Annotated in this window: 25 protein-coding genes, 1 tRNA gene and 1 pseudogene; 19 read left to right on the top strand and 8 right to left on the bottom strand. The window is 56.7% G+C overall.

Annotated elements, in window-relative coordinates; all coding sequences use genetic code 11:
- Nucleotides 1-7: 7 nt before the first annotated feature.
- From DDT56_RS05830 to DDT56_RS05820, 3 genes are read left to right on the top strand one after another with little or no spacing between them, the layout of a single operon-like run.
- Nucleotides 8-841 (top strand): phosphodiesterase, encoded by an 834-nt coding sequence (locus tag DDT56_RS05830; RefSeq protein ID WP_136165547.1) that lies wholly within the window; start codon nt 8-10, stop codon nt 839-841.
- Nucleotides 832-1,920: an ABC transporter ATP-binding protein gene (locus DDT56_RS05825; protein WP_136165546.1), complete on the top strand. Its 1,089-nt coding sequence runs from the start codon at nt 832-834 to the stop codon at nt 1,918-1,920. The genes DDT56_RS05830 and DDT56_RS05825 overlap by 10 nt, the downstream gene beginning before the upstream one ends.
- Nucleotides 1,913-3,220, top strand: a complete 1,308-nt coding sequence (locus DDT56_RS05820) for an ABC transporter substrate-binding protein (RefSeq protein ID WP_136165545.1) — start codon at nt 1,913-1,915, stop codon at nt 3,218-3,220. Before DDT56_RS05825 ends, DDT56_RS05820 begins: the two co-directional genes overlap by 8 nt.
- 79 nt (nt 3,221-3,299) lie before the next feature.
- Here DDT56_RS05820 and DDT56_RS05815 read toward each other — a convergent pair whose 3' ends face one another.
- Nucleotides 3,300-3,908: an HD domain-containing protein gene (locus tag DDT56_RS05815; RefSeq protein WP_136165544.1), complete on the bottom strand. Its 609-nt coding sequence runs from the start codon at nt 3,906-3,908 to the stop codon at nt 3,300-3,302.
- 205 nt (nt 3,909-4,113) lie between these two features.
- Nucleotides 4,114-4,417, bottom strand: a pseudogene (tnpA, locus tag DDT56_RS05810) (IS200/IS605 family transposase); the annotation flags it as partial.
- A 40-nt stretch (nt 4,418-4,457) separates the two neighbouring features.
- Here tnpA and DDT56_RS05805 point away from each other — a divergent pair.
- Together DDT56_RS05805 and trhA are read left to right on the top strand one after the other, a co-directional pair.
- Complete coding sequence (locus DDT56_RS05805; RefSeq protein WP_136165543.1) at nt 4,458-5,666, top strand: RNA-guided endonuclease InsQ/TnpB family protein; 1,209 nt, start codon at nt 4,458-4,460, stop codon at nt 5,664-5,666.
- Between the two features lie 156 nt (nt 5,667-5,822).
- Nucleotides 5,823-6,470, top strand: a complete 648-nt coding sequence (gene trhA / locus DDT56_RS05800; protein ID WP_136165542.1) for a PAQR family membrane homeostasis protein TrhA — start codon at nt 5,823-5,825, stop codon at nt 6,468-6,470.
- Between the two features lie 103 nt (nt 6,471-6,573).
- On the opposite strand, the gene DDT56_RS05795 is transcribed toward trhA, so the two are convergent.
- The 3 genes from DDT56_RS05795 to ygfZ form a co-directional block, all read right to left on the bottom strand.
- Nucleotides 6,574-6,822, bottom strand: coding sequence for a DUF2442 domain-containing protein (locus DDT56_RS05795; RefSeq protein WP_136165541.1), 249 nt, complete (start codon nt 6,820-6,822; stop codon nt 6,574-6,576).
- Entirely contained in the window at nt 6,806-7,048 is a 243-nt protein-coding gene (locus tag DDT56_RS05790; RefSeq protein ID WP_009114400.1) for a DUF4160 domain-containing protein, read from the bottom strand. The genes DDT56_RS05795 and DDT56_RS05790 overlap by 17 nt, the downstream gene beginning before the upstream one ends.
- Nucleotides 7,049-7,189: 141 nt before the next feature.
- Nucleotides 7,190-8,176, bottom strand: coding sequence for a tRNA-modifying protein YgfZ (gene ygfZ, locus DDT56_RS05785; protein WP_136165540.1), 987 nt, complete (start codon nt 8,174-8,176; stop codon nt 7,190-7,192).
- Nucleotides 8,177-8,391: 215 nt separating this feature from the next.
- On the opposite strand from ygfZ, the gene sdhE reads away from it, so the two are divergent.
- The 3 genes from sdhE to rlmF all read left to right on the top strand — a co-directional run bounded on the left by sdhE (nt 8,392) and on the right by rlmF (nt 10,059).
- Nucleotides 8,392-8,658 carry an FAD assembly factor SdhE gene (gene sdhE, locus DDT56_RS05780; protein ID WP_009114398.1) on the top strand — a complete coding sequence of 89 codons (267 nt, stop codon included), beginning with the start codon at nt 8,392-8,394 and terminating at the stop codon, nt 8,656-8,658.
- Nucleotides 8,639-9,043 (top strand): protein YgfX, encoded by a 405-nt coding sequence (locus tag DDT56_RS05775; RefSeq protein WP_136165539.1) that lies wholly within the window; start codon nt 8,639-8,641, stop codon nt 9,041-9,043. The genes sdhE and DDT56_RS05775 overlap by 20 nt, the downstream gene beginning before the upstream one ends.
- A 65-nt stretch (nt 9,044-9,108) precedes the next feature.
- On the top strand, nt 9,109-10,059 hold the full coding sequence (rlmF, locus tag DDT56_RS05770) for a 23S rRNA (adenine(1618)-N(6))-methyltransferase RlmF (protein ID WP_136165538.1): 951 nt from the start codon (nt 9,109-9,111) through the stop codon (nt 10,057-10,059).
- 6 nt (nt 10,060-10,065) lie between these two features.
- Here rlmF and fldB read toward each other — a convergent pair whose 3' ends face one another.
- Entirely contained in the window at nt 10,066-10,584 is a 519-nt protein-coding gene (gene fldB / locus DDT56_RS05765) for a flavodoxin FldB (RefSeq protein ID WP_136165537.1), read from the bottom strand.
- Between the two features lie 304 nt (nt 10,585-10,888).
- Between fldB and DDT56_RS05760 the strand changes: the two genes are divergently transcribed.
- Nucleotides 10,889-11,749, top strand: a complete 861-nt coding sequence (locus tag DDT56_RS05760; protein WP_136165536.1) for a YPO3983 family protein — start codon at nt 10,889-10,891, stop codon at nt 11,747-11,749.
- The gene (locus DDT56_RS05755) at nt 11,746-12,216 is read left to right on the top strand and encodes a DUF943 family protein (protein ID WP_136165535.1); all 471 of its coding nucleotides are present in this window, start codon (nt 11,746-11,748) and stop codon (nt 12,214-12,216) included. Before DDT56_RS05760 ends, DDT56_RS05755 begins: the two co-directional genes overlap by 4 nt.
- A gap of 94 nt (nt 12,217-12,310) precedes the next feature.
- On the opposite strand, the gene DDT56_RS05750 is transcribed toward DDT56_RS05755, so the two are convergent.
- Nucleotides 12,311-13,627 (bottom strand): MFS transporter, encoded by a 1,317-nt coding sequence (locus DDT56_RS05750; protein WP_136165534.1) that lies wholly within the window; start codon nt 13,625-13,627, stop codon nt 12,311-12,313.
- 315 nt (nt 13,628-13,942) lie between these two features.
- Between DDT56_RS05750 and xerD the strand changes: the two genes are divergently transcribed.
- The 5 genes from xerD to lysS all read left to right on the top strand — a co-directional run bounded on the left by xerD (nt 13,943) and on the right by lysS (nt 20,087).
- On the top strand, nt 13,943-14,842 hold the full coding sequence (gene xerD / locus DDT56_RS05745) for a site-specific tyrosine recombinase XerD (protein ID WP_136165533.1): 900 nt from the start codon (nt 13,943-13,945) through the stop codon (nt 14,840-14,842).
- 63 nt (nt 14,843-14,905) lie between these two features.
- Nucleotides 14,906-15,622: a bifunctional protein-disulfide isomerase/oxidoreductase DsbC gene (dsbC, locus tag DDT56_RS05740; RefSeq protein ID WP_136165532.1), complete on the top strand. Its 717-nt coding sequence runs from the start codon at nt 14,906-14,908 to the stop codon at nt 15,620-15,622.
- A gap of 7 nt (nt 15,623-15,629) precedes the next feature.
- A complete protein-coding gene (gene recJ / locus DDT56_RS05735; protein WP_136165687.1) occupies nt 15,630-17,363 on the top strand; it encodes a single-stranded-DNA-specific exonuclease RecJ in 1,734 nt (577 codons plus the stop codon).
- A 98-nt stretch (nt 17,364-17,461) separates the two neighbouring features.
- A protein-coding gene (prfB, locus tag DDT56_RS05730) for a peptide chain release factor 2 (RefSeq protein ID WP_009114390.1) occupies nt 17,462-18,560 on the top strand; the annotation gives its coding sequence in 2 pieces (ribosomal slippage) (nt 17,462-17,536 and nt 17,538-18,560; 1,098 coding nt in all).
- Between the two features lie 9 nt (nt 18,561-18,569).
- Nucleotides 18,570-20,087, top strand: a complete 1,518-nt coding sequence (lysS, locus tag DDT56_RS05725) for a lysine--tRNA ligase (protein WP_136165531.1) — start codon at nt 18,570-18,572, stop codon at nt 20,085-20,087.
- A gap of 80 nt (nt 20,088-20,167) precedes the next feature.
- On the opposite strand, the gene DDT56_RS05720 is transcribed toward lysS, so the two are convergent.
- Nucleotides 20,168-21,346 (bottom strand): 5-methyltetrahydropteroyltriglutamate--homocysteine S-methyltransferase, encoded by a 1,179-nt coding sequence (locus tag DDT56_RS05720; RefSeq protein WP_136165530.1) that lies wholly within the window; start codon nt 21,344-21,346, stop codon nt 20,168-20,170.
- A gap of 342 nt (nt 21,347-21,688) precedes the next feature.
- Here DDT56_RS05720 and DDT56_RS05715 point away from each other — a divergent pair.
- The 4 genes from DDT56_RS05715 (at nt 21,689) to cbpA (ending at nt 26,153) form a co-directional block, all read left to right on the top strand.
- A tRNA-Gly gene (locus DDT56_RS05715) sits at nt 21,689-21,762 on the top strand.
- Between the two features lie 143 nt (nt 21,763-21,905).
- Nucleotides 21,906-22,619, top strand: coding sequence for an alpha/beta fold hydrolase (locus DDT56_RS05710; RefSeq protein WP_136165529.1), 714 nt, complete (start codon nt 21,906-21,908; stop codon nt 22,617-22,619).
- A gap of 179 nt (nt 22,620-22,798) precedes the next feature.
- Nucleotides 22,799-24,970, top strand: coding sequence for a TonB-dependent siderophore receptor (locus DDT56_RS05705; protein WP_136165528.1), 2,172 nt, complete (start codon nt 22,799-22,801; stop codon nt 24,968-24,970).
- Nucleotides 24,971-25,205: 235 nt separating this feature from the next.
- Complete coding sequence (cbpA, locus tag DDT56_RS05700) at nt 25,206-26,153, top strand: curved DNA-binding protein (RefSeq protein WP_136165527.1); 948 nt, start codon at nt 25,206-25,208, stop codon at nt 26,151-26,153.
- The last annotated feature ends 1 nt before the right edge of the window (nt 26,154 follow it).

Raw genomic sequence — 26,154 nt, 5'->3', positions numbered from 1 at the left:
AAACGCCATGTTGCTGGCACAGATTTCCGATCTGCATTTTCGCAGTGAGGGGCGCAAGTTATATGAATTTATTGATGTCAACGGTCAGAATGCGCAGGTGGTCAGTCAGCTGAACGCGCTGACGGAACGGCCGGACGCGGTGGTGGTGAGCGGCGATATCGTCAACTGCGGCTGCCCGCGGGAGTATCAGGTGGCGCGCCGCGTGCTGCAGATGCTGGACTATCCGCTGTACGTGATCCCGGGCAATCACGACGACAAACACCATTTTCTCGACGCCATGCGTCCGCTGTGCCCGCAGCTGGGGGACGACGCGGAAAATATCCGCTATGCGGTGGACGACTTCCCGCTACGGCTGTTGTTTATCGACAGCAGTTTGACCGGGCAGTCGAAAGGCTGGCTGACGCCGGCGACGCTTGACTGGCTGGAGCAGCAGTTAACGGCGCATCAGGAGCGGGAAAGCGCGATCTTCATGCACCATCCGCCGCTGCCGCTGGGGTCGGCGCAGATGGATCCCATCGCCTGCGAAAACGGCCGCGAAATATTGCAGTTGATCGAGCGTTTCCCGCAGCTGACGCGGGTGTTCTGCGGCCATAACCATCGCCTGATCGTTACCCAATATCGGCAGGCGATTGTCGCCACCGTGCCGGGCACGGTGCACCAGGTGCCCTATTTTCATCATGACGACGCGCCTTACTACAATCTTGAACCGGCCTCTTTCGTTATGCACCGCCACGTTCCGCTTACCGGTCTGGTCAGCTATTGCCAGTCGCTGGCGCCGTTTGCCGGTCCTTATCGCTACGATCCGCGGATCAGCTGCCCGGTGGATGAGCCATGGCTGTGATTCGGTTACGCAATATCAGCAAGCGGTTTGAACAGACCCCGGCGTTGCAATCGTTGTCGCTGGATATCGCCGCCGGGGAATTTCTGGTGCTGGTCGGCCCGTCCGGCTGCGGCAAAAGCACCCTGTTGCGTATGCTGGCGGGTTTGGAGAGCGTCAGCGAGGGGCAAATTCTGCTCGGCGAGGAAGATATCACCGGCTGGAGCCCGAAGCAGCGTAATTTTTCACTCATCTTCCAGAACTACGCGCTGTTTCCCCACCTGACCGTGGGGCAGAACATCACCTTCGGCATGCGTATGCGCGGCGAGCCGAAGGCGGAGTATCCGGAGCGGGTGCGGCGGGTCGCCAGCCTGTTGCAGCTTGAAGACCTGCTGAGCCGCAAGCCGGGAAAACTCTCCGGCGGCCAGCGTCAGCGGGTGGCGATGGCGCGGGCGATTGTCCGCGATCCGCGCCTGTTTCTGATGGATGAGCCGTTGTCCAACCTGGACGCCCGGCTGCGCAGCGACGTGCGCGACGGGATTATGGCGCTGCATCGGCAGTTGCAAACCACCACCGTTTACGTCACCCACGATCAGATTGAGGCCATGACCATGGCCGATCGCATCGCCGTGCTGGATCGGGGCGAATTGCAGCAGGTAGGCACGCCCGAACAGCTGTATGCCCATCCCGCCAACGTGTTTGTGGCGGGATTTATCGGCACCCCGACGATGAATATGATCTCGTTGCCCTGCGCGTCGGGGCAGGCTGAGCTGCTCGATCAACAGATCGCGCTGCCGGAAACGGACGAAACCCGCACGTTGACGGCGGTGCTGCTGGGCATTCGTCCGGAACATATTACCGAGCAGGGCGCGGCGGCAGGGCGGGTGCAACTGCCGGCCACGGTGACGCAGCGCGAGCTGTTCGGCGCGGAATACCTGATACAGGTGGATACCCCGCTGGGCGCGTTGCGCTACCGGCGCGCCAATCGCCAGGGCGTGCCGGCGGTCGGCGCCGCGCTGACGCTGAGCTTTTCGCTACAGGATTGTCATTGGTTTTCCGGGCGCACCGCCCGTAATTTATCCCAGGAGAAAAAACATGCGTAAGTACCGTGTCGTGGCGCTGGCCGTCGCGCTGCTCAGTGCCAGCCAGGCGCTGGCCAGACAGAGTATCGACTTTATGTTTCCCGCGCCGGTGGACGGCAAGCTGACGATGGAAATGAAACGGATCATTAGCGACTACAATGCGTCGCAGGATCGGGTGGAGGTGCGCGGTATTTTTACCGGCGGCTACGACACCACCAAGGTAAAGGCCGAAGCCGCCGCGAAGGCGGGGGATCCGCCCGCGCTGGTGATCATGTCGGCCAATTTCACCGCCGATCTGGTTATCAAGGATCAGATCCTGCCGATGGATGAGTTGTTTAAATACGGCGACGAGCAAGCCACGCCGTTTCTGAGTGAAAATTTCTGGCCGGCGCTGCATCAGAACGCGCAGGTGATGGGGGTGACCTACGCCATTCCGTTCCACAACTCCACGCCGATCCTGTACTACAACGAGACTCTGCTGAAGCAGGCCGGATTCGACCAGCCGCCGCAGACCTGGGACGAGGTGGTCGCGGTGGCCAAAAAACTGACCGATCCGGCCAAAGGGCAGTGGGGAATTATGATCCCCTCCACCAACGATGATTACGGCGGCTGGATGCTCTCTTCTCTGACGCGCGCCAACGGCGGCGCTTACTACAACGCCGACTATCCCGGTGAAGTCTATTACAACACCGCCTCCACCAAAGGGGCGTTGCAGTTCTGGCGCGATCTGGTTTATCGCCACAAGGTGATGCCCGCCGGCGTACTTAATTCCAAGCAGATCAGCGCCGCGTTCTTCTCCGGCAAGCTGGGCATGGCGATGCTTAGCACCGGGGCGTTGGGCTTTATGCGCGAGAACACCAAAGATTTTCCGCTGGGCGTGGCGATGATGCCGGAGAAAGTGCGCCGCGGCGTGACCATCGGCGGCGCCAGCCTGGTGAGTTTTAAAGGCATTTCCGAGGAACAGAAAAAAGCCGCCTGGCAGTTTCTGAGCTATCTGGTCAGCCCGGAAGTGAACGGAAGCTGGAGCCGCTTCACCGGCTATTTCGCCCCTCGCATGGCCGCTTACGATCTGCCGGAGATGAAAAACTATCTGGCGCAGGATCCGCGGGCGAAAACGGCGCTGTCGCAGCTGCAGTACGCCCATCCGTGGTACGCCACCTACGAGACCGTCGCCGTGCGTAAGGCGATGGAAAATCAGCTGGCGGCCTTGCTTAACGATCCCGACGCCAAGGTGGATGACGCCGCGGCCCGCGCCCAACAGGAGGCGGACGGCATTATGAAGCCGTATGTGGAGAGGACGGCGCTGAAGCCGGCGGAATAGGGCGGCTCAAACGCCGCTTGCCTTTGAACCTTGGCTGGCGGCTGAAATTATGCCGGAAACGGCAAAATCGGTGAATAGGTTACAGCAGCCAGCCCTTGTCCTGCGCGTCTTGCAGATGCTGTTTCAGGTGCCGCCACAGCTCCGGGTTAATCCCGGCGATAAACTCGGCGCGGCCCAGAACCTGATCCAGCCGGATGCCGTTCTCCACCCAGCTTTGCCCCTGATTATGCAGGTTCATCAGTACCGGCAGCACGCGATCGAGCATCAGGGCAAATTGGGCGTCGGCGGTTTCACCCGCTTCGTATTCCAGCCACAGCTGGTGGAACCGTTGGCGCTGCGGTTCCGGCAGCAGGCCGAAAATCCGCGCGGCGGCCAGCGCTTCCTGAGCCTGTACCGCGACGCGGGCGGGCAAGTCGTAAACCATGACGTCGCCGGCATCGATTTCGACGATATCGTGAATCAGCGCCATTTGAATAACGCGGTTGATATCGACCTCTTTCCCGGCGTAAGGCGCCAGGCTCATGGCGGCGACGGCAAAATGCCAGCTGTGCTCGGCGGAGTCCTCATGGCGCGGGCTGCCAATAATTTTTGAACGGCGCTGCACGCTTTTCAGCTTGTCAATTTCCATCAGAAAAGCGACCACCTCGGTCAGTGAACCGAAATCGAGAACGGCGGGAGCAAACGACATGGGAACAACCTCTTTCAGTTAAAATCGGGTAAGTGATTACAGGCGCGCAAAATGTCAAAACCCGATAGTTATCAAAGCAGGATATCGCTTCACAATAGGTGAGCTTTAAAAGTTGGTCATTGTAGGGGAAGTAACCGGAGATTTATACGCATCATTGCGGTTAAAAGCGAAATGTAATGTCGGGTAATTATTTTGGCTTACCCGGTTACGCCGTAAAGCCTCGATCTTCAGGCCGGGGATATAAGGCGTGGGAACTGCCTAACGTGGTGTTTCTTGCTGCTCAATATAGTGCCTGATGACCGAAATCGGCGCACCGCCGCAGCTACTGCGAAATAACTCGGACTCCACAACACACCCTTGTAGTAATACCGACGGGCTATATCAGGACGATCGCGACGTAGTAATCTGCTCGATACTCCCTTGAAGCTATTAACCATGCGGGACACCGACAGTTTGAGCGGGTAGTTGAGCAGCAGGTGAATGTGATCTCCTTCGCCGCCCATTTCAACATCGATTTCATTTTTCACAGGCCAAAGTATAATCGTCGCTATGAAACGACGACAAGCTTTCAAATTCCAGTTAAGACCAAATGGTGAGCAAGAGCGTGATATGCGGCGCTTCGCCGGGGCGTGTCGTTTCGTATTCAACAAAGCGCTGGCGTTGCAAAACGAAAATTATGAAGGCGGGAGCAAATATATCGGCTACGCCAACATGACTTCATGGCTGGTTCGATGGAAAACCGAGCCGGAAACACAGTGGCTGAAAGAAACGCCTTCGCAGCCGCTACAGCAATCCCTGAAAGACCTGGAGCGGGCCTATAAAAACTTCTTCCAGAAGCGGGCGGAACCGCCACGGTTCAAAAAGCGCGGCCGGCATGACGCTTTCCGTTACCCGCAAGGGGTGAATCTCGATCAGGAAAACAGCCGTATCTCTTTACCTAAGCTGGGCTGGATACGCTATCGCAATAGCCGCCCGGTCATCGGCGAGGTGAAAAACGTCACCGTCAGCCAGTCATGCGGCAAGTGGTACATCAGCATCCAGACGGAATATGAGATGGCGGAACCGGTACACCAGTCCACGTCGATGGTGGGGCTGGACGCCGGTGTAGCAAAGCTCGCCACGCTGTCCGACGGCACGATCTACCAGCCGGTGAACAGTTTCAAGGCCAGTCAGCGCAAGCTGGCGCGGCTCCAGCGGCAGTTAAGCCGCAAAGTGAAGTTCAGTCACAACTGGAAGAAGCAGAAACGCAAAGTCCAGCGCCTGTACAGCCATATCGCCAATATCCGCCACGACTACCTGCACAAGGTCACCACGGCTATCAGCAATAACCACGCGATGATCGTCATTGAGGACTTGCAGGTGAAAAACATGTCAAAGTCGGCAGCGGGAACGGCCAGCCAGCCGGGGCGCAACGTCCGGGCAAAGTCAGGGCTAAACCGTTCGATACTGGATCAGGGCTGGTACGAAATGCGCCGCCAACTGGAATACAAGCAGTGCTGGCGGGGTGGTCGGGTACTGGCGATAGCGCCCGCCTATACCAGCCAGAAGTGCGGGTGCTGCGGGCATGTGGCGAAAGGAAATCGCCGTACGCAAAGCCAGTTTGAATGTCTGGCCTGTGGCTATCGCGCCAATGCGGATATCAACGGCGCCCGAAATATTTTAGCGGCGGGACACGCCGTGTTGGCCAGTGGAGGAACGGTGCAGTCAGGCCGTCCGGTGAAGCAGGAACCCGCCGAGGTGAGTCGGGCTTCGGTCTGAACACGGTAGGGATCCCTGTCCTTTAGGGCGGGGAGGATGTCAAACGTGTACACTGAAACTATTCTCGGCTAAGCTGCTCAAAGGTTATGCCTCCGGTGCGTTAACCTCTGTGTTATCGGGCCTTAGCGGCCGGTGTTATTGATAAGTAAGGGCAATATGTCAAAGAATTTGTGGGAATCGGGATACTCGGTGGCGGAGGAGATCGCCAATAGCGTCAGCCACGGAATCGGCCTGGTTTTCGGTATTGTCGGTCTGGTGCTGCTGTTGGTGCAAGCGGTGAATAATGGCGCGGACGGCGTGGCCATCACCAGCTACAGCCTGTACGGCGGCAGTATTATTCTCTTGTTTCTAGCTTCCACGCTGTACCATGCCATTCCTTCGCCGCGCGCCAAGCACTGGCTGAAGAAGTTCGATCACTGTGCGATTTACGTGCTGATTGCCGGCACCTATACGCCTTTCCTGCTGGTGGGGCTTAACTCGCCGCTGGCTCAGGGGCTGATGGTGGTGATCTGGAGTATGGCGCTGCTGGGGGTGATCTTTAAGCTGGCGTTTGCCCACCGTTTTGAAGTGCTCTCGCTGATCACCTATCTGGTGATGGGCTGGTTATCGTTGGTGGTGATCTATCAACTGGCGATGACATTATCCCTTACCGGTATCACGCTGCTGGCCGTCGGCGGCGCGATTTATACGCTGGGGGTGATCTTTTACGCCTGCAACCGCATTCCCTACAACCACGCTATCTGGCACGGTTTTGTGCTGGGCGGCAGCGTCTGCCACTTTCTGGCGATTTATCTGTACGTGTAAGTTCGGTAACGGCTGACGAACAACGTCTTATTCTATCGCACTGGCTTTATCCAAGCCGTGATTCCTTGCCAGCAGCTCGCAGCCATCATAACCCGACAAAAGATTAAGCTGCGCTATGAGGGAGGTGGGTCACATCGCCACGGCCATCCAGCAAACCTTCAACGGAAATGTCTTCGTCAAGCTTGTCCCAGTGGATTCCACGAGGACTCAACTCATAGCTATTCCGCTCCGCTTCCGTTGCATGCAACAACCGGGGAAACCAGGCTAACGGTACGCCAAGGGTTCGGGCATCACTAAGCTCTACCCACATATTAAATTCATCGAAATGAATCTTCTTAGCTGAAATAGTCACTCCAGGCCTCCAGAAATGACGCTTTATTAGTATCAATAATCTCAGATAGCTCCTTCAATACCCGGGCATTAAACCCGTCATTTCGAGCAAGTTTAACCTCTGGCGTTAGCCAGAATTTGGCCTCGGCTTCTGAGTTCCGTACATGAATATGCGCTGGTTCCTGAGGATTGCCCTCATTCGAGTAGAAGAAAAACGTAAAACCTCTGAATCTCAGTATCACAGGCATGGGCGTCCCTTTCATTACTCTGGATTATGATGAATAAAAATGCGCCAGTCAAAGTCTGGCGCACAGGTTACGCAATGGCATAAAGCATGGCTGGGAACGCTTAAATCAAGCGGGCAAACGGCCAGTCATCTGAAAGGGCATTCAGCCTTCAATAATATAAGGCAGCGGCTGGATCGTCAGTTTGCCGTCGGCATCGTCGCGCACGCGCAGGGCGCTGCCGGCCTCCAGATCGTTGTTCAGCACCGCCTGCACCCAGACGCTTTCATCCCGCAAGCGGCAGGCCGCCAGTACGGTGCCGGTGCGGCGCCAGTTTTCCCCCAGCTGTAATTCAAGATCCTCCCCGGCCTCGGGAACCCGGCTTGCCTGCCCGGCCAGCCAGTAGAGCGCCCGCTTGTTGGCGCCCCGGTACTTGGCGCGGGCGACCATTTCCTGCCCGGCGTAGCATCCTTTGCTGAAGCTTATCCCGTTTAATGCCTGTAAATTAGCCGCTTGCGGGATGAACTGCGCACTGTTTACGCTGTCAACGATCGGCAGACCGGATTCAATATCCAAGGCCAGCCATTGGCGGCTATCATTTAATTCGGTCTGGCCTGCCAGGCGTTGCAGCAGCGTCGCGCACTGCTCCGCGTCCAGCACCAGCAGGAAACGCTCCGCCGGGTGCGAAAAATGGAGCAGGGTGGCGCCCTGATGTTGAACCACCGGATGCTCGGCGTCCGGCAGAACGGCGAAAATCGGCTGCAGGCGTTCGCGGATCTGCGCGCCGGCGGCACCCAGCAGAATGATATCGTCGTCTGCCGCCATCGTGGTTTTGGAAAAAACGGCGTATTTTTTCAGCTCGTTGAGTTGGGTATCGCGCAGGTTGCGCCGTTCGATAAAGGCGAAGCCTTCCCCACGCTGGAACAGGCGCAGGCCGCTCCACATTTTTCCCTTGGCGTCGCAGTGCGCGCAGAGTACATGCTGGTCGGCGGGCAGCGCATCCACATCGGCGGTGACCTGTCCCTGAAGGTACTTGACGGTATCGGGGCCGGTCAAAGTGACCAGCGCCCAGTCATCAAGCGAAATCAGCGTCGCGGGTAACTGGGTGGAGGCGAACGGTGGTTGTGAGACGAAAGCGGGTTGATGAGCCATAGAACCATCCTGCTGCTTGGGCAATAAGCGAATGGTCTAATGGTAAAAGAGCGGCCGGGGTTTGCAAGCGGTTATTGTGCGAGGGGCCTCGTAAGCCTGCGCTACGGCGGTCAATCGGCCGCTAAAATATGTCAAAGTGTTACTATTAGTTGAACATTTACAGCGGAAATCGAGTTACACTGATAGTCAGCATCGATAAACAAGGTGGTATAAGCATGGAAATCGATAACAAATCACGCATTCACTGGGCATGTCGACGCGGTATGCGTGAGCTGGATATTTCTATCATGCCTTTTTTTGAGCATGAGTATGATGCGCTAAGCGATGGCGATAAGCGGACGTTCGTCCGCCTGCTGCAGTGCGACGATCCGGATCTGTTTAACTGGCTGATGAACCACGGTGAACCGCAAGATCAGGATCTGAAACGTATGATCTCCCTAATCCAGACGCGAAATAAAGCCCGTGGCCCAGTGGCAATGTGACCTGCGCGTTTCCTGGCGCATGCAGTTGTTATCGCTGGTTGTGCACGGATTACTGGTTTTACTGATACTGCTGGCTCCCTGGCCGGATAGCTATACCGCACTGTGGCTGGGGCTGGTGACGCTGGTGGTGTTCGGTTTTATCCGCAGCCAGCGCAACATCAAAGTTCGCCAGGGGGAGATTTCCCTGCGCGGAGCAACGCACCTGCGCTGGCAGCAACAGGACTGGCAGATTACCAAACGTCCGTGGGTACTGAAGAACGGCATTCTGCTGTCGCTGAAATCGATGGATGGTAAAGAACGGCAGCGTCTGTGGCTGGCGTCGGACAGCATGGGGAACGACGAGTGGCGCCATCTGCGCCAATTGCTGCTGCAGCATAGAAATTGACGGCAATGATTTACGCGGCTTAGCGCAGCGGGTATCTTACGCGCCATTCAACAAGAGAGAAGCCGATGACAACGCCCAAAGATAACCATGCCGCGCAGAAAAACAGGCTGCACCCGCGTAACCGCCACCGCGGTCGCTATGATTTTACCGCGCTGAAGCAAATCCACCCGGCGCTGATACCTTTCGTCAAGGTGAATGCTTACGGTGACGAGTCGGTTGATTTCTCCGACCCGCAGGCCGTCAAGGCGCTGAATCAGGCGCTGCTGCACCATTTCTACCAGATTGAACACTGGATTATTCCGGACGGCTTTCTCTGTCCGCCGGTGCCCGGCCGGGCGGATTACCTTCATCATCTGGCCGATCTGCTGGCGGAGGATAATCAATCCGTGGTGCCGCGCGGGGCGTCGGTGCTGGACGTCGGCTGCGGCGCCAACTGCATCTATCCGCTGATCGGCTTTCGTGAATATGGCTGGCGTTTTACCGGCAGCGAAATTAATCCGCAGGCGATGCAGGCGGCCAACGCCACCCTCGAGGCGAACCCCGGCCTGAATCGGGCCATTCGCTTACGCCGCCAGAAAAACAGCAAAGCGATTCTTGCCGGTATCATTCACAAGAACGAAATTTTCGACGCCGTGCTGTGTAATCCGCCGTTCCACGCTTCCGCCGCCGAGGCGCGTCAGGGGTCGCAGCGCAAGCTGCATAATCTTGGCCTGGATAAAAACTCGCCGCTCAACTTCGGCGGCCAGCAGGATGAGCTGTGGTGCGAAGGCGGAGAAACCGCATTTATCAGTCAGATGATTAACGAGAGCGCCGGCTTCGCCCGCCAGTGCCTGTGGTTCACTTCGCTGGTGTCGCGCAAAGAAAACCTGCCCGAGCTGTATCGGGCGCTGGAAAACGTCGGCGCGGAGAAAGTGGCGACCATCGATATGGCGCAGGGGCAGAAACAGAGCCGCTTTGTGGCCTGGAGCTTTTTTGATGCGCCCGCGCGCGCAAGATGGTGGTTACAGAAACGATAACGGCGTTTACAGCAGCGGTTCCATTTCCAGCAAAATCTGTTCGCACCATTGCTCAATGCGCTCGTCGCTGAGATCGTACTGATTGACCTCATCCAGCGCCAGCCCGACAAACTGTTTGCCATCGGCGGCGAGCGGTTTCGGGCTGGTGAACTCGTAGCCTTCCGTCGGCCAGTAGCCGATAAATTTCACCCCCAGCGGCTGTAGTTGAGCGTGCAGCATCCCCAGCGCGTCCAGAAACCACTCGCCGTATCCCAACTGATCGCCCATGCCGTATAGCGCCACGATCTTACCTTGCAGATTCAGCGTGGGCAGATGTTGCCACACGGCCTCCCAGTCTTCCTGAAGTTCGCCGAAATCCCAGGTGGGAATGCCCAGAATCAATATGCCGTACTCTTCCATCCGTTGCGGGGAGACATCTTTGACGTTGTGCAGATCCACCAGATCCTCACCCAGGATGTCGCGGATTTTTTCTGCCGCCATTTCGGTATAGCAGGTGCTGGAGCCGTAAAACAGACCAATTTTCATCGTGTGTTCCGTAAAGCTATGATTCTCTTTCATTCAATGTAATGACGGGTATTGCAGCAAACAGTTTTGCATAGCGCTGAGCATGATCGTCTTGTTGCGTAAAATCAAGCGTCTTCATCGAACGCAATCGTTATAGCATGCGTCAGTCAGGCTTGTACCTGTTCTGATTGCTTGTACCGATAATGACGCTACCGTACGTATAGGGTAAACTGCGCGGGTTATTATTGTTTGAGACGGAAGGAAGATATGGCCCGCGCGGCGATGGCTTTCCAATGATCATACAGGGTAAAAGGATTTCCAAATAATGACTGAATTAACGATAAGACCTGTCGCGTTGCATTTTCCTCATCGCGTTTTTGCAAGCCAGAATAAAATGGATGACTATCAGGCGCCGGACATGCGCTATGGCGACCATAGCGAATCCACCCTCAAAACTATCTTCAGCCTCGCGGACGTTTCCATGCGGGTTAATCCCTATACGCGGGCCGAGATTGAGGATCCCAGATGGACTTACCAGTATGAATTGGGCCGCAGGCCAAACATCAGATACCTCTCCACAGAAGAATGCCTGAACCGCCTGTTCGCCGAATTTCACGATCTCGCATGGCCTTTCGCCATGCACGGCCCATACTCGCCCCTTATCTATCAGATGATCGACCATATGCGGTATGGCAATGGCGCGACCTTCCGCAGCCCGCTGCTTGATCGGGCGCTGAGAGAACAGCTTGTCGGCGATTTGTCGGAAGACAGCACATTGCTCAATATCAAGGAGTCTCTTCGTGAAAATATCGACTGGAAAAACAAACTATTTCCGGCAGCGGCAGAAAACAAAATCAAAGAAGCGATAATGGGTAGCAAATTGCCGAAGTTTAACAGACCCGTTGACAGCGTTAACGGTATGGGCATCACCGTCCATGATATCTGGGCGGCTCATATCACCCTGAAGTCCCTGCATATTGATGATAACGGCTTCCGGGCGGTGATTCACTACCGGGTGCAGGACCATTTCGGGCTGGATGACGAGGATATTTTGCAGTGGACATTTCGGCAGATGCGTTTCTTTCGCATCTGGTTTGTTCTGCAACATTACGGCCCGCTGGCGCAGCGGCCGTTTATCACCGAGATGGAAACCGAGGTGGAAATGACCGGGACGAAGGGTATATGAAGATTTTGTCGAAAAAGCGTGTAATTGCCGTTTTGGCTGTATTAGCCGCCGTGTACGTCATTATCTGGCTTTCCCGGCCGGTAAAAATCGTGGCTATTCATCAACACAGTGATTTTAGCCATGTGCTGGTACTGAACTTTCCGCTGACCAACCGGGGAAAGATCGACTGGTGGCTGAAGAATAGAGCGATGCTGAAAGAGAAATACGCCATCCCCAAACGCTCGTCTTATGGTTCCTTCAATATTACCTTCTGGGACTTCGGCGAGGGTTACAAGGAAAGTGAATATGACCGTCTGTGCTTTAAGGATATGCCGGCAGAGAAAAACTGCATTGAGAAACAACTTCTTTTTTCCATAAATGACAATGGCGCGGGCAGTATCACGCTCAGGACATCTAATCAACGGTATAGACTGCAGCCGGATGGAGAGATCGTCCCTTATGAATCCCGCGTGCATATAGTCAGATGAATGCCTACATAAGGAATGACAAGCGCCGCCAGTAAGAAAAGGCGGCGCCAGGCAGGCGTCGTGAAAGCCGAACGGCTTTCACGATAGCGCCGATTCAGAGAGACTGATGGCGCGTCTCTTTACTCAGCAGCAATGCGATCAGCGTCAGCGACGCCATTGCCGCCAGATAAACCCCCACGTAGAACAGACCGTAAGTGACGGTCAGCCAGGTGGCGATATAGGGCGCGACGGACGCACCGAGAATGGACGAGACGTTATAAGAGAAAGAAGCCCCGGTATAGCGCACTTCCGTCGGGAACAGCTCCGGCAGCAGCGCGCCCATCGGGCCGAACGTCAGCCCCATCATGCCCATGCCGCAAATCAGGAAAGCCATCACGATGGCCTGATTGCCGGAACCCAGCATCGACGGGAACAGCATGGCGAACAGCAGCATCAGGCAGGTCACGGCAATCATGGTTTTCCGCCGTCCGAAGGCATCGGCCAGATAGCCCGACAGCGGGATGATAACGGCGAAAGCGATCACCGCGATCATCAGCATCCACAGGAAGGTATTGCGCGAAAAGCCCAGCCCGTTCGGCGCCGGCGTGGTGCCGTAGGTCATGGAGTAGACGGTCATGATATAGAACAGCGTGTAGGTCGCCAGCATGATGAAGGTGCCGATAATAGTGGCTTTCATATGTTTGCTGAACAGCGTTCCGATGGGAACCCGCACCTGTTTGCCCGCTTTGGCGACTTTGGCGAATACCGGCGTTTCATGCAGGGAGACGCGCACGTACAGGCCGATCAGCACCAGCACGGCGGAGAAAATAAAGGGTACGCGCCAGCCCCATTGCATAAATTGTTCATTGGTCAGCAGCCAGGAGAGCAGCAGGAAGGTGCCGTTGGCGAAGAAGAAGCCGATCGGCGCGCCGAGCTGCGGGAATGAACCGTACAGCGCGCGTTTATGGGCCGGGGCGTTCTCGGTCGCCAGCAGCGCCGCGCCGCCCCATTCGCCGCCCAGCCCCAGACCCTGGCCGAAACGCGCCAGCGCCAGCAGGATGGGAGCAAGAATGCCGATGGTTTCATAGCTTGGCAACAGGCCGATCAGCACCGTTGAAATACCCATGGTCAGCAATGACGCCACCAGCGTGACCTTGCGGCCGGCGCGGTCGCCGAAATGACCGAATACCGCCGAGCCGATCGGCCGGGCGATAAAGGCTATGGCAAAGGTCGCCAGCGACTGTAGCGTGGCCGCCGCCGGGTCGCCCTGCGGGAAGAAAATATGTGGAAACACCAGCACGGCGGCGGTGGCGTAAATATAGAAATCAAAAAATTCAATCGCGGTTCCCACCAGCGAGGCAATGATCACTTTACTTCTGGAATTGACCGGCGGAGCGTCGGCATCGATAGCGGGAGTGATGGTGGCTTGCATGGTAATTCATTCATCTTTTTTAACAACACGAACGACCATTCTATGCATAGAAAAAAGCGCTTTTCAACGGAGATTCCGTGGGGAGATGACGGGACGAGAACCGGCGTGTGGAGCCTATTCCGGCATATCCGCAATACGTAAAATATAATCTTATCGTATGATGTTTTTACCAGAGAATGTTATGACGATGTCAGATATAACGGAATAAGTGAGATTCGGCAATCGCTGCGATTATTCGCGGCGAACGCCGGCGATTAGCGCCTTAGCGGATTGCTCAGGCATAATAGCGGTTCATCAGTGAAAGGGGGCGGCGCGATGCACGAGCAGGATCAGGCATTTATTGAGCAATTTCTCGATGCGCTGTGGCTGGAGCGTAATCTGGCGGAAAATACGCTGGCCTCTTACCGCCTGGATTTACGCTCGCTGGCGGAGTGGCTGGCGCATCACGATAGCGACCTGCTCAAGGCGCAGGCCGTCGATCTGCAATCTTTCCTGGCCGAGCGCCTTGAAGGCGGCTATAAGGCAAGCAGTTCGGCGCGTTTGTTGAGCGCCATGCGCCGGCTGTTCCAGTACCTTTACCGGGAAAAAATCCGCGGCGACGATCCCAGCGCGGTGTTGTCATCCCCCAAGCTGCCGCAGCGTTTGCCGAAAGATTTGAGCGAGGCTCAGGTTGAAGCGCTGCTGCGCGCGCCCAGCGTCGATCAGCCGTTGGAATTGCGCGATAAAGCCATGCTTGAGGTATTGTATGCCACCGGGCTGCGCGTTTCCGAACTGGTGGGGTTGACGATTAGCGATGTCAGCCTGCGTCAGGGGGTGGTGCGGGTGGTCGGGAAAGGCGATAAAGAGCGGCTGGTGCCGCTGGGCGAAGAAGCGGTGTACTGGATCGAGCAATATCTGGAATATGGGCGTCCGTGGTTACTTAACGGGCGCGCGCTGGATGTGATGTTTCCCAGCAACCGCGCGCAGCAGATGACGCGTCAGACGTTCTGGCATCGCATCAAGCACTATGCGATTCTGGCGTCGATCGATAGCGAAAAACTTTCACCGCATGTGCTGCGTCATGCGTTCGCCACCCATTTATTGAACCACGGCGCTGACTTACGGGTGGTGCAGATGTTGCTGGGACACAGCGATCTCTCCACGACGCAGATTTATACCCACGTGGCGACGGAACGTCTGAAACAACTCCATCAGATGCACCATCCGCGGGCGTGATGGCTGTCACCGGCGTGTCGGTCAGCGGCGTATTAGGCGATAAACCGAAACAGGATTGATGAAATGAAAAAAGGGTTACTACTGCTTTCTCTATTGGCGGCAACGGCTGCTGGTTTTGCCCACGCCGACGATGCGGCGATAAAACAGACTCTGACCCGCCTGGGGATGCAGGATGCCGAGATTCAGCCGTCGCCGCTTTCCGGCATGAAAACCGTGCTGACGGACAGCGGCGCGTTTTATATCAGCGACGACGGCAAGCATCTTATTCAGGGCCCGCTGTACGACGTCGGCGGCAAAGCGCCGCTCAACGTGACCAATCAGCTGCTGAAGGGAAAAATGGACGCGCTGCGGGAGCAGATGATCGTCTACAAGGCCCCACAGGAAAAATATGCGATCACGGTATTTACCGATATCACCTGCGGTTATTGCCACAAGCTGCACGAGCAGATGAAGGATTACAACGCGCTGGGTATTACCGTGCGTTATCTGGCCTTTCCGCGCCAGGGGCTGAACTCGCAGGCCGAAAAGGATATGCAGTCCATCTGGTGCGTGGCGAACCGCAACAAGGCGTTTGATGACGCGCTGAAAGGCGAAGCGATTTCCCCCGCCACCTGCAAAACCCATATCGCCGCTCACTATCAGCTTGGCGTGCAGTTCGGCGTGCAGGGAACCCCGGCCATCGTACTGGAGGACGGCACGGTGGTGGCCGGCTATCAGGGGCCGAAAGAGATGCTAGCGATGCTGGACGCGCACAGCGCGTCGCTGAAGACGGGTGGTTGATTACACTGTGGAACTGATAACCCAGCTTCGCCGGCGTCCGCTGGCGGAGGAGAGTGATTTACCGGCGACCTTGCCGCCGCTGTTGCGCCGCCTGTACGCGCAGCGCGGCGTCAGAGGCGCGCAGGAGCTGGAACGCAGCCTGCGCGGCCTGCTGGACTACCGTCTATTGAGCGGCATTGAAAAGGCGGTCGATTTTCTGCAGCGGGCGCTGGCGGACCGGCGCTGCATGGTGATCGTCGGCGATTTCGATGCTGACGGCGCCACCAGCACCGCGCTGACGGTGCTGGCGCTGCGCGGCATGGGCGGCGTTAACGTGAAGTATCTGGTGCCGAACCGCTTTGAGGATGGCTACGGATTAAGCCCGGAAGTGGTCGCGCAGGCCGCTAAGCTGGGCGCCGAGGTTATCGTCACGGTGGATAACGGCATTTCCTCCCATGCCGGGGTGGAGGAGGCGCACCGGCGCGGCATCGCGGTGCTGGTGACCGACCACCATCTGCCGGGAGAAACCCTGCCCGCCGCCGATGCCATGATTAACCCCAACCTGCGCGACTGCGCCTTTCCGTCGAAAGCGCTGGCGGGCGTCGGCGTGGCGTTTTATCTGATGATGGCGCTGTGCGTGCGCCTGCGGGAGAGCGGCTGGTTTACCGAACAAGGGCTGGCGGAGCCGAAGCTGGCCGAACTGCTGGACCTGGTGGCGCTGGGCACGGTGGCGGACGTGGTGCCGCTGGACGCCAACAACCGCATTCTGGTGGCGCAGGGGCTGAGCCGCATTCGCGCCGGCAGGTGCCGGCCCGGCATCCGGGCGCTGCTGGAAGTGGCGAACCGCGAAGCGGGTCAGCTGGTCGCCGGCGATCTGGGCTTCGCGCTGGGGCCGCGGCTCAACGCCGCCGGACGGCTGGACGATATGTCGGTCGGGGTGGCGCTGTTGCTCAGTGACGATATCGTGCAGGCGCGCATGCTGGCCAGCGATCTGGACGCCCTGAATCAGACGCGCCGCGAAATCGAACAGGGGATGCAGGTGGAAGCGCTGCGCCTGTGCGAAACGCTGGAGCAAAGCCGCGACGCGCTGCCCTACGGGCTGGCGATGTACCATCCGGAATGGCATCAGGGGGTGGTGGGCATTCTGGCGTCGCGCATCAAGGATCGCTTTCATCGGCCGGTGATCGCCTTTGCCCCGGCGGGGGACGGCTTGCTGAAAGGGTCGGGACGCTCCATCGCCGGGCTGCACCTGCGCGATGCGCTGGAGCGGCTGGATACGCGCTATCCGGGGATGATGGACAAGTTCGGCGGCCATGCGATGGCGGCGGGACTCACGCTGCAAGAGACGCAGTTTGAGCCTTTCCGCCAGCGCTTTGGCGAACTGGTGGGCGAATGGCTGGATGCCTCGCAGCTGGAAGGCGTGCTCTGGTCGGACGGCGAACTGACCCTGCCGGAGCTCTGTCTGTCCACGGCGGAGATGCTGCGCGACGCCGGGCCGTGGGGACAGGCTTTTCCCGAGCCGACCTTCGACGGCCGGTTTCGCATTCTGCAACAGCGGCTGGTGGGCGAGCGTCACCTGAAAGTGATGGTGGAACCGCTAAGCGGCGGCCCGCTGCTGGACGGCATCGCCTTTAACGTCGATACCAAGCTGTGGCCGGACAGCAGCGTGCGCGAAGCGGAGCTGGCCTATAAGCTGGACGTCAACGAGTTTCGCGGCAAGCGTTCGGTGCAACTGCTGATCCAGCACCTGTGGCCGCTGTAACCTGGCTGACGAAAGAGTATAAAACGCGCGTTTAATCCGCTAGAATGGCGCGTTTACACCATTCCGTTGTCAACGACTTAACGTAAGAAATAAAAATCATGTTTGAAATTAATCCGGTAAAAAACCGCATTCAGGACCTGTCGGAGCGTACGGCCGTCCTTAGGGGGTATCTTTGACTACGATGCCAAGAAAGAACGCCTCGAAGAAGTAAACGCCGAACTGGAGCAGCCGGACGTCTGGAACGAGCCGGAACGCGCGCAGGCGCTGGGTAAAGAGCGCTCCTCGCTGGAAGCCATCGTCGACACCATCGATCAGATGACGCAGGGGCTGGAAGACGTCGCCGGCCTGCTGGAGCTGGCGGTGGAAGAAGACGACGAAGACACCTTCAATGAAACCGCGGCCGAACTGGACGCGCTGGAAAACAAACTGGGCCAGCTCGAATTTCGCCGCATGTTCTCCGGCGAGTACGACAGCGCGGACTGCTATCTGGATATTCAGGCCGGCTCCGGCGGCACCGAAGCCCAGGACTGGGCCAGCATGCTGGTGCGTATGTACCTGCGCTGGGCGGAAGCCAAAGGGTTCAAAACCGAAATTATCGAAGAGTCCGACGGCGAAGTGGCCGGCACCAAATCCGCCACCATCAAGATTATGGGCGACTACGCCTTTGGCTGGCTGCGCACCGAAACCGGCGTCCATCGCCTGGTGCGTAAAAGTCCGTTCGACTCCGGCGGCCGCCGTCATACCTCGTTCAGTTCCGCTTTCGTCTATCCCGAAGTGGATGACGATATCGATATCGAAATCAACCCGGCCGACCTGCGTATTGACGTTTATCGCGCCTCGGGCGCCGGCGGTCAGCACGTAAACCGGACCGAATCCGCGGTGCGTATTACCCATCTTCCGACCAATATCGTCACCCAGTGTCAGAATGACCGCTCCCAGCACAAAAACAAAGATCAGGCGATGAAACAGCTGAAAGCCAAGCTGTACGAGTTTGAGATGCAAAAGAAAAACGCTGAGAAGCAGGTGATGGAAGACAACAAGTCGGATATCGGCTGGGGCAGCCAGATTCGCTCCTATGTGCTGGATGATTCGCGCATCAAGGATTTACGCACCGGGGTGGAGACACGCAACACCCAGGCGGTGCTGGATGGCGATCTGGACAAATTTATTGAAGCAAGTTTAAAAGCGGGATTATAAGGAATTCACATGGCTGAATCACAATCACAGGGTGCCGATCAGGCGCAGGATCTTAATAACGAACTGAAAGCGCGCCGTGAAAAGCTGGTGACGCTGCGTGAGCACGGTATTGCATTTCCCAATGATTTCCGCCGCGACAGCACCTCCGATCGCCTGCACGCCGACTACGACGGCAAAGAAAACGAAGAGCTGGAAGCGTTGAACATCGAAGTGACCGTAGCCGGCCGCATGATGACCCGCCGCATTATGGGGAAAGCCTCTTTCGTCACGCTGCAGGACGTGGGCGGGCGTATTCAGCTGTACGTTTCCCGCGACGATCTGGCGGAAGGCGTCTACAACGAGCAGTTTAAAAAGTGGGATTTGGGCGACATTCTCGGCGCGCGCGGCAAGCTGTTCAAAACCAAAACCGGCGAGCTTTCGGTGCACTGTACCGAACTGCGCTTGCTGACCAAGGCCCTGCGTCCGCTGCCGGACAAATTCCACGGCCTGGCGGATCAGGAGACCCGCTACCGTCAGCGCTACCTGGATCTGATCGCCAATGAAGAATCCCGCCATACTTTCCGTATCCGCTCCCAGGTGATGGCGGCGATCCGTCGCTTTATGGTCGACCACGGTTTTATGGAAGTGGAAACGCCGATGATGCAGGTGATCCCCGGCGGCGCGGCGGCGCGTCCGTTTGTAACCCATCACAATGCGCTGGATATCGATATGTATCTGCGTATTGCGCCGGAGCTGTATCTGAAACGCCTGGTGGTGGGCGGTTTTGAACGGGTGTTTGAAATCAACCGCAACTTCCGCAATGAGGGCATCTCCCCGCGCCATAACCCCGAGTTCACCATGATGGAGCTTTATATGGCCTATGCCGACTATAAAGATCTGATCGTGTTGACGGAAACGCTGTTCCGCACCCTGACGCAGGACGTGCTGGGCGCCACGACCATCGAATACGGCGATCAGACCTTCGACTTCGGCAAGCCGTTTGAGAAGCTGACCATGCGCGAAGCCATCTGCAAATACCGCCCGGAAACCAACGTCGCCGACCTGGACGATTTGGCGAAGGCCACGGCGATTGCCGAATCGCTGGGCATCAAAATCGAGAAGAGCTGGGGGCTGGGCCGCATCGTCACCGAGATCTTTGAAGAGACGGCGGAAAGCAATCTGATTCAGCCGACCTTTATTACCGAATACCCGGCGGAAGTGTCGCCGCTGGCGCGCCGTAACGATCGGAACCCGGACATCACCGATCGCTTCGAGTTCTTTATCGGCGGTCGGGAAATCGGCAACGGTTTCTCCGAGTTGAACGACGCGGAAGATCAGGCTGAGCGTTTCGCCCAGCAGGTCAGCGCCAAAGACGCCGGCGACGACGAAGCCATGTTCTACGATGAAGACTACGTCACCGCGCTGGAGCATGGTTTGCCGCCGACCGCCGGTCTGGGCATCGGCATCGACCGTATGATTATGCTGTTCACCAACAGCCACACCATCCGCGACGTGATTCTGTTCCCGGCGATGCGTCCGCAGAAATAACGCGCGGCCACGTTGGTTGAAATAAAAAACCGGCGCCTTGGGCGTCGGTTTTTTTTACTGCATGATTTGGGGAATCGCGATTAGCCGCCCCAGACTTCGTCGGCGATCTCTTTAACCAGCGCGATCTTGGCCCATTGCTGCTGTTCCGTCAGCGCGTTGCCTTCCTCAGTCGAAGCGAATCCGCATTGAGTGCTTAAACACAAACGTTCAAGCGGGAGATAACGGGTCGCTTCTTTAATACGCGCGATGACCGCCTGTTTATCTTCAAGCTCGCCGATTTTGGATGAAATCAGTCCCAACACGACCTGCTTGTCGCCGGAAACTTCCGCCAGAGGAGAAAAATCGCCGGCGCGCTCGGTATCGAATTCAAGGTAGTAGGCGGCAACGTTTTCTTTTCCAAACAGGATGCCGGCGATAGGTTGATAACCGCCGCTCGCCGCCCAGGTCGAGCGATAGTTGCCGCGGCAAACGTGCGTCGCCAGCGCCAGATCTTGCGGAGCGCCGGCAATCGCCGCGTTGTTGACCTCCAGCAGCAGTTCCGCCAGTTCCTGAACGTTATCGCTGATAACGGTATGATCGGCGTGTTGAGCACAACCACACGCGCCTTCTTCTTTGACGGCGACGCCGGCGTTGTTATAACGCGCGTCCACCATCATGCCCCATGTGCAATCATCGAGCTGTAGGCTGCGGCAGCCGGCCGCATACACTTCACGAATAAAGGTCTGATAGGCGGCGGCGATATCCGCGACCAGATCGCTCTGGCGGGGATAGTATTTCAGCGTGCTTTCCCGGTTATCCGGCCGGTATAGCTCTTTCAGAAACTGGGCGGGAGCGGGGATGGTGAGACGAGGAACAATGCCGCTTTCGGCGAACGTAGACAGAAAGCGAAAATGGTCGATGAAAGGATGATTTTCGCCGCTGATTTTGCCGGTCAATCTGGCTGTTTCGGGACGGGTTTCCGTGCCGGAGAAATTGTAACCACGCGACAAACTCGCTTTTTCAACGCCATTAAGCCCCCACATGAAATCCAGATGCCACCAACTGCGACGGAATTCGCCGTCCGTGATGACCTGAAGACCGGCCGCCTTCTGTTTGGCGACCAATTCGCTGATGGCCTTATCTTCAATGCGTTTTAATTCGTTATGATCGATCTCGCCCTTGGCATATTGCGCGCGCGCCGCATGCAAATAATCCGGACGCAAATAACTGCCGACAACGTCGGCGCGAAATGGGGGGGTAGCGGTTTTTAGGTTTTCCATCGCTGCTCTCTTTTTTTTCGTGGGAACCACATTTTTATAGAATTTTCGAACATACCATGTCTGAATCGCGTGGGGATATGAAAGAAATTCAACGTTCCGAGGCAAAGTGAAAAAAATGCAGGATGAGACGACCGACCCCTTTCGCTGAATGCGCCGGCGACGATAAGGGCGAAGCAAGCGCCGTTGCCGCCGGATAATCTACCGGGAAACACGGCCGGGGAGCGCCATCAATATGTTGATGCGTCGCCAGATAAGTTGATTGATTATTCTACCAGCAGTTTACCGGGGTTTTTTACTTGCCCGGCAACGGGATAGCGCTATAATGCCAGGCGCATCTCCGGCGCGAGTGTAGTTCAATGGTAGAACGAGAGCTTCCCAAGCTCTATACGAGGGTTCGATTCCCTTCACTCGCTCCACTTCATCTCATGACATCCAGTAAAATCCACCGACAACCTCAATAATAAGTTATTTATCATAATGACTTTCGTGAGTCGCCCGCACTGGCTGGATTATGTATTCTGCTATTGCACGTACCTAACCTGAATAGAGCAACCGATCTATGTCGAATTTCGTTTTGGTGCACGGCGCCTGGCATGGCGGATGGTGCTGGGATCGCGTCGCGGCGCTGCTGCGCGACGAGGGATATCAGGTGTTCACCCCTACGCTTGCCGGGTTGGCCGAACGGCGCGGGGAACTCTCGCGAGCGATTGGATTAAGTACGCACGTCGCCGATATCGTGGACCTGGTGCGCGATGCCGATTTGCGGGACGTCACCCTTGTGGGCCACAGCTATGGCGGTTTTCCCGCGACGGCAGCGGCTTCCCGGTTGGTCGGTCGGGTCAGGCGCCTGATCCTGCTTGATGCTTTCCTGCCCGCCGATGGCGAAATGCTGCTCGACCATGCTCCGATGCTGATTGAACGCTATGCCGAAGCCAGAGACGGCGATCCCGACTGGCATATTCCCCCTTTGCCCTCGGCGGCTTTCGGCGTCGGCGACGCGGACCAGGCGTGGGTTGACGCCAGGCTGACGCCACAGCCGGTGGGGAGCTATTTCGAGCGCATTCGCTGCGCGCATCCTATGGGGATCGCCCATAAAAATTATATCCGCTGTACCAGGGCTCCCGGCGAACTGCTGGAACGCTCGCTGGCGCGGGTTCGGCAGACTGCTGATTGGCATTACGCCGAGTTGGATGCAACGCATGATGCGATGATTACGCATCCGCAAGCGCTGGCACAACTGCTGGCGGCATTGGCGGGAACGTCCAAGACCTGAACCGAACCCACTTCCACTCTGGCGCCGAGAACGGACGCTTTGCCGGCGCATCAATATTAATCATCAGCCCCTGATTGTGCAGAAAATGTGGTGCTCTTTTTAGCGTATATACAATGATAATTATTATTATTACCATAATCATTCGCTTGCAAATGAACACACAAATAGGGATAAATTTAATGGATGTAACAAGTATTTACATTAAGCGACCTTTGGCCGTGCTATTGGCTGGGATGCTGAGTGGGAACGTCTGTGCGGCGGAAGAAACGCCAGAAGATACCGTGCTAGTCCAGGCGACGGCTGAGGAGGCGCTGAAGCAGCAGCCGGGTGTCTCTATTATTACCTCCGAAGATATTCGGAAATCTCCTCCGGTAAATGATCTGTCGGACATTATCCGCAAAATGCCCGGCGTCAACCTGACCGGCAATAGTTCTACCGGTCAGCGCGGCAACAACCGCCAGATCGATATTCGCGGCATGGGGCCGGAAAATACCCTGATTCTGATCGACGGCAAGCCGGTCACTGCGCGCAATTCCGTGCGTTATGGCTGGCGCGGCGAACGCGACACCCGCGGCGATACCAACTGGGTGCCGGTAGAAATGGTGGAGCGTATCGAAGTGCTTAGAGGACCGGCGGCGGCGCGCTACGGTTCCGGCGCGGCGGGCGGGGTGGTGAATATTATTACCAAGCGTCCCACCAACGATTGGCACGGTTCGCTATCCCTATATACCAACCAGCCGGAAGACAGCAAGGAAGGCGATACCCGGCGCGCCAACTTCAGCCTGAATGGTCCGCTGATCGATGACGTGCTGACCATGCGGCTGTACGGCAATATCAACCGCACCGACGCCGATGCTTATGATATCAACAGCGCGCAGAACGGTTCCAACGCTGCCGGGCGTGAAGGGGTGCGCAACAAAGATATCAATACGCTGCTGTCATGGAAGATCAATCCCCAGCAGATCGTGGATTTCGAATATGGCTACAGCCGTCAAGGCAATATTTATGCCGGGGATACTCAGAACAGTAACGGTAACATTTCCCCCAATGGTCTGGTTGAGTCGCTGTACGGCCAGGAAACCAACCGCCTGTACCGCCAGACTTACGGCGTGACCCACAACGGTATCTGGGACTGGGGCCAGTCGCGCCTGGGATTCTACTATGAGAAGACCAATAATACGCGGCTACCGGAAGGAACGACGGGGCGCGTCGAAGGGATGATTAACGATGGCACCGAATATAAGACCAGCCGGCTGGAAAACTACAAGGCCAACGGCGAGTTAAATATCCCGTTTCATCTGTTGGTGGAGCAGACCGCCACTTTAGGCGCCGAATGGAACAGTGAAGAGCTGAACGATCCGGCCTCGATGACCGCGACCGATGCGTCAGGCGTTATCATTGATGGCCAATCAATGACCAACCGGAGTTCGACAAACAGTGCGGAGTTAAGCGCACTTTATTTCGAAGACAATATCGAAGCCGTGCCGGGCACCAATATCATCCCCGGCTTGCGTTTCGACTACCATAACAAGTTTGGCGCCAACTGGAGTCCGAGCCTGAATGCTTCCCAGGAACTGGGTGAATATTTCAAACTGAAAGCGGGTATTGCCCGCGTATTTAAGGCGCCTAACCTGTATCAGTCAACGGAAGGGTATTTGTTGGCGACGCGTGGTAACGGTTGCCCTATAGGTTACACACAATGTTACCTGATAGGTAATGAAGACCTGAAGCCGGAAATCAGCATCAATAAAGAGATCGGGGTGGAGTTTACCCATGATGGTTACGATGCCGGCATCACCTATTTCCGCAATGATTATAAGAACAAAATTGTTTCCGGCTCAGATGTCATTGGTACGGCATCCAACGGTTATAACGTTTTGCGCTGGGAAAACGGCGGTAAGGCGATTGTTGAAGGGCTGGAAGCCAATCTGGTGGTGCCGGTAGTGCGCGACACGCTGAACTGGCGCACCAACGCCACCTATATGTTTAACTCCAAGGATAAGGATACCGGTAACCCGCTGTCGATTATTCCCAAATACACCGTCAACACCATGCTCGATTGGCAGGTGACGGAGGATCTGTCCGCGAACGTGGCCTGGACCCTGTACGGCCGCCAGAAGCCGCGTCAGAACGCGGAAAACAACCTTGAAGCCGGCGGTCTGTCTGACAAGAAGATCGGCGCTTATTCCGTGGTGGGCATTGGGGTGAACTATGACCTCACCAAAAACGTGCGCGTCAATGCGGGCATCAACAACTTGTTGGATAAACGAGTCTACCGTGAAAGCGAAGGGGCATCGACCTATAACGAACCGGGTCGCGCCTATCACGCCAGCGTAACCTACAACTTCTGACCGTATTGCTTTAATCACCATGCCCGGCTTTGCCGGGCAATATCCTCAAGCTCGCCACGCTATTCCTTCCTGCAATTATTTTGCCGATCTTCACCGCAATATCGGCTGATTGTCTATGTTTTTAAGGGAGGTGGAGAGTTTATCAAAGGTGTATGATCGAAACAGAATGAGTAGCATATCGAACAGATAAAAAAGATTTCTATCGCATAACCCATTGAATTGAGGGTATTACCGCATGGAGTTTAAAGATTACTATGCCGCGTTGGAAGTAGACCCGTCCGCCGATCTGAAAACGATCAAAACGGCCTACCGCAGGCTGGCGCGTAAATATCACCCCGATGTCAGCTCCGAGCAGAATGCAGAAAGCAAGTTTAAGGAAGTTGCCGAAGCCTATGAGGTGCTGAAAGACAGCGAGCGCCGCGCCGAATACGATGAGCTGAGGCAGCACCGCAACGATCCCCGCTTTTCCGAACCGCCGCCGGACTATGGCGGTCGCGAGCAAACCTGGCAGGGTTCGCAGGGCGACGCGCATGATTTTTCCGATTTCTTTGAATCCATTTTTGGCGCTCGCGCGGGAGCGGGGCGGCGAGCTTCCGCGCATGCTCCCCACAGCGGTCGCGGCCAGGATTTCGAGATGGAAGTGCCCCTGTTTTTAGAAGAGACGCTGGTCGAGCAAACGCGGCCGATTTCCTATCGTTTGCCGGTTTATGACGAGCTGGGCCGCCAAACGAAAGAAATTACCAAAACGCTGAATGTGAAAATTCCGGCGGGCGTCGGGAATGGCGAACGCATCCGTTTGAAAGGACAGGGGAGCGCCGGCGTCGGCGGCGGGCCGAACGGTGATTTATTTCTGGTTATCCGCATTGCTCCGCATCCGCTGTTTGATATTGACGGGCACGATCTGCATATCGTGGTGCCGCTGGCCCCCTGGGAAGCGGCGTTGGGCGCCACTATCGAAGTGCCAACCCTGACGGGCAAGATTGCGCTGACGGTGCCGCCCGGCAGCCAAAGCGGCAAGCGGTTGCGGATTAAGGGTAAAGGGTTGGTCAGCAAGAAAGGGGAGGGCGATATGTACGCCATCCTGAAAGTGGTTATGCCCCCGAAACCGGATGAAAAGGCCAGCGCCCTGTGGAAACAGTTGGCCGAGCAGGCTGCGTTTAATCCTCGGGATGGATGGGAGTAAA

Origin of the sequence: Brenneria corticis, from assembly GCF_003115855.1 — a bacterium.
In the GTDB taxonomy this organism is placed as follows: domain Bacteria; phylum Pseudomonadota; class Gammaproteobacteria; order Enterobacterales; family Enterobacteriaceae; genus Brenneria; species Brenneria corticis.
Note: the sequence above shows the minus strand (reverse complement) of the source record. Positions and strands in the feature narration are given on the sequence as shown.

Excerpts from the sequence above, each read along its gene's own strand:
- DDT56_RS05830 (WP_136165547.1), top strand. The coding sequence starts at position 8 with ATGTTGCTGGCACAGATTTCCGATCTGCATTTTCGCAGTGAGGGGCGC.
- DDT56_RS05825 (WP_136165546.1), top strand. The coding sequence starts at position 832 with ATGGCTGTGATTCGGTTACGCAATATCAGCAAGCGGTTTGAACAGACC.
- DDT56_RS05820 (WP_136165545.1), top strand. The coding sequence starts at position 1,913 with ATGCGTAAGTACCGTGTCGTGGCGCTGGCCGTCGCGCTGCTCAGTGCC.
- DDT56_RS05815 (WP_136165544.1), bottom strand. The coding sequence starts at position 3,908 with ATGTCGTTTGCTCCCGCCGTTCTCGATTTCGGTTCACTGACCGAGGTG.
- DDT56_RS05805 (WP_136165543.1), top strand. The coding sequence starts at position 4,458 with ATGAAACGACGACAAGCTTTCAAATTCCAGTTAAGACCAAATGGTGAG.
- trhA (WP_136165542.1), top strand. The coding sequence starts at position 5,823 with ATGTCAAAGAATTTGTGGGAATCGGGATACTCGGTGGCGGAGGAGATC.
- DDT56_RS05790 (WP_009114400.1), bottom strand. The coding sequence starts at position 7,048 with ATGCCTGTGATACTGAGATTCAGAGGTTTTACGTTTTTCTTCTACTCG.
- ygfZ (WP_136165540.1), bottom strand. The coding sequence starts at position 8,176 with ATGGCTCATCAACCCGCTTTCGTCTCACAACCACCGTTCGCCTCCACC.
- sdhE (WP_009114398.1), top strand. The coding sequence starts at position 8,392 with ATGGAAATCGATAACAAATCACGCATTCACTGGGCATGTCGACGCGGT.
- rlmF (WP_136165538.1), top strand. The coding sequence starts at position 9,109 with ATGACAACGCCCAAAGATAACCATGCCGCGCAGAAAAACAGGCTGCAC.
- fldB (WP_136165537.1), bottom strand. The coding sequence starts at position 10,584 with ATGAAAATTGGTCTGTTTTACGGCTCCAGCACCTGCTATACCGAAATG.
- DDT56_RS05760 (WP_136165536.1), top strand. The coding sequence starts at position 10,889 with ATGACTGAATTAACGATAAGACCTGTCGCGTTGCATTTTCCTCATCGC.
- DDT56_RS05755 (WP_136165535.1), top strand. The coding sequence starts at position 11,746 with ATGAAGATTTTGTCGAAAAAGCGTGTAATTGCCGTTTTGGCTGTATTA.
- DDT56_RS05750 (WP_136165534.1), bottom strand. The coding sequence starts at position 13,627 with ATGCAAGCCACCATCACTCCCGCTATCGATGCCGACGCTCCGCCGGTC.
- xerD (WP_136165533.1), top strand. The coding sequence starts at position 13,943 with ATGCACGAGCAGGATCAGGCATTTATTGAGCAATTTCTCGATGCGCTG.
- dsbC (WP_136165532.1), top strand. The coding sequence starts at position 14,906 with ATGAAAAAAGGGTTACTACTGCTTTCTCTATTGGCGGCAACGGCTGCT.
- lysS (WP_136165531.1), top strand. The coding sequence starts at position 18,570 with ATGGCTGAATCACAATCACAGGGTGCCGATCAGGCGCAGGATCTTAAT.
- DDT56_RS05720 (WP_136165530.1), bottom strand. The coding sequence starts at position 21,346 with ATGGAAAACCTAAAAACCGCTACCCCCCCATTTCGCGCCGACGTTGTC.
- DDT56_RS05710 (WP_136165529.1), top strand. The coding sequence starts at position 21,906 with ATGTCGAATTTCGTTTTGGTGCACGGCGCCTGGCATGGCGGATGGTGC.
- DDT56_RS05705 (WP_136165528.1), top strand. The coding sequence starts at position 22,799 with ATGGATGTAACAAGTATTTACATTAAGCGACCTTTGGCCGTGCTATTG.
- cbpA (WP_136165527.1), top strand. The coding sequence starts at position 25,206 with ATGGAGTTTAAAGATTACTATGCCGCGTTGGAAGTAGACCCGTCCGCC.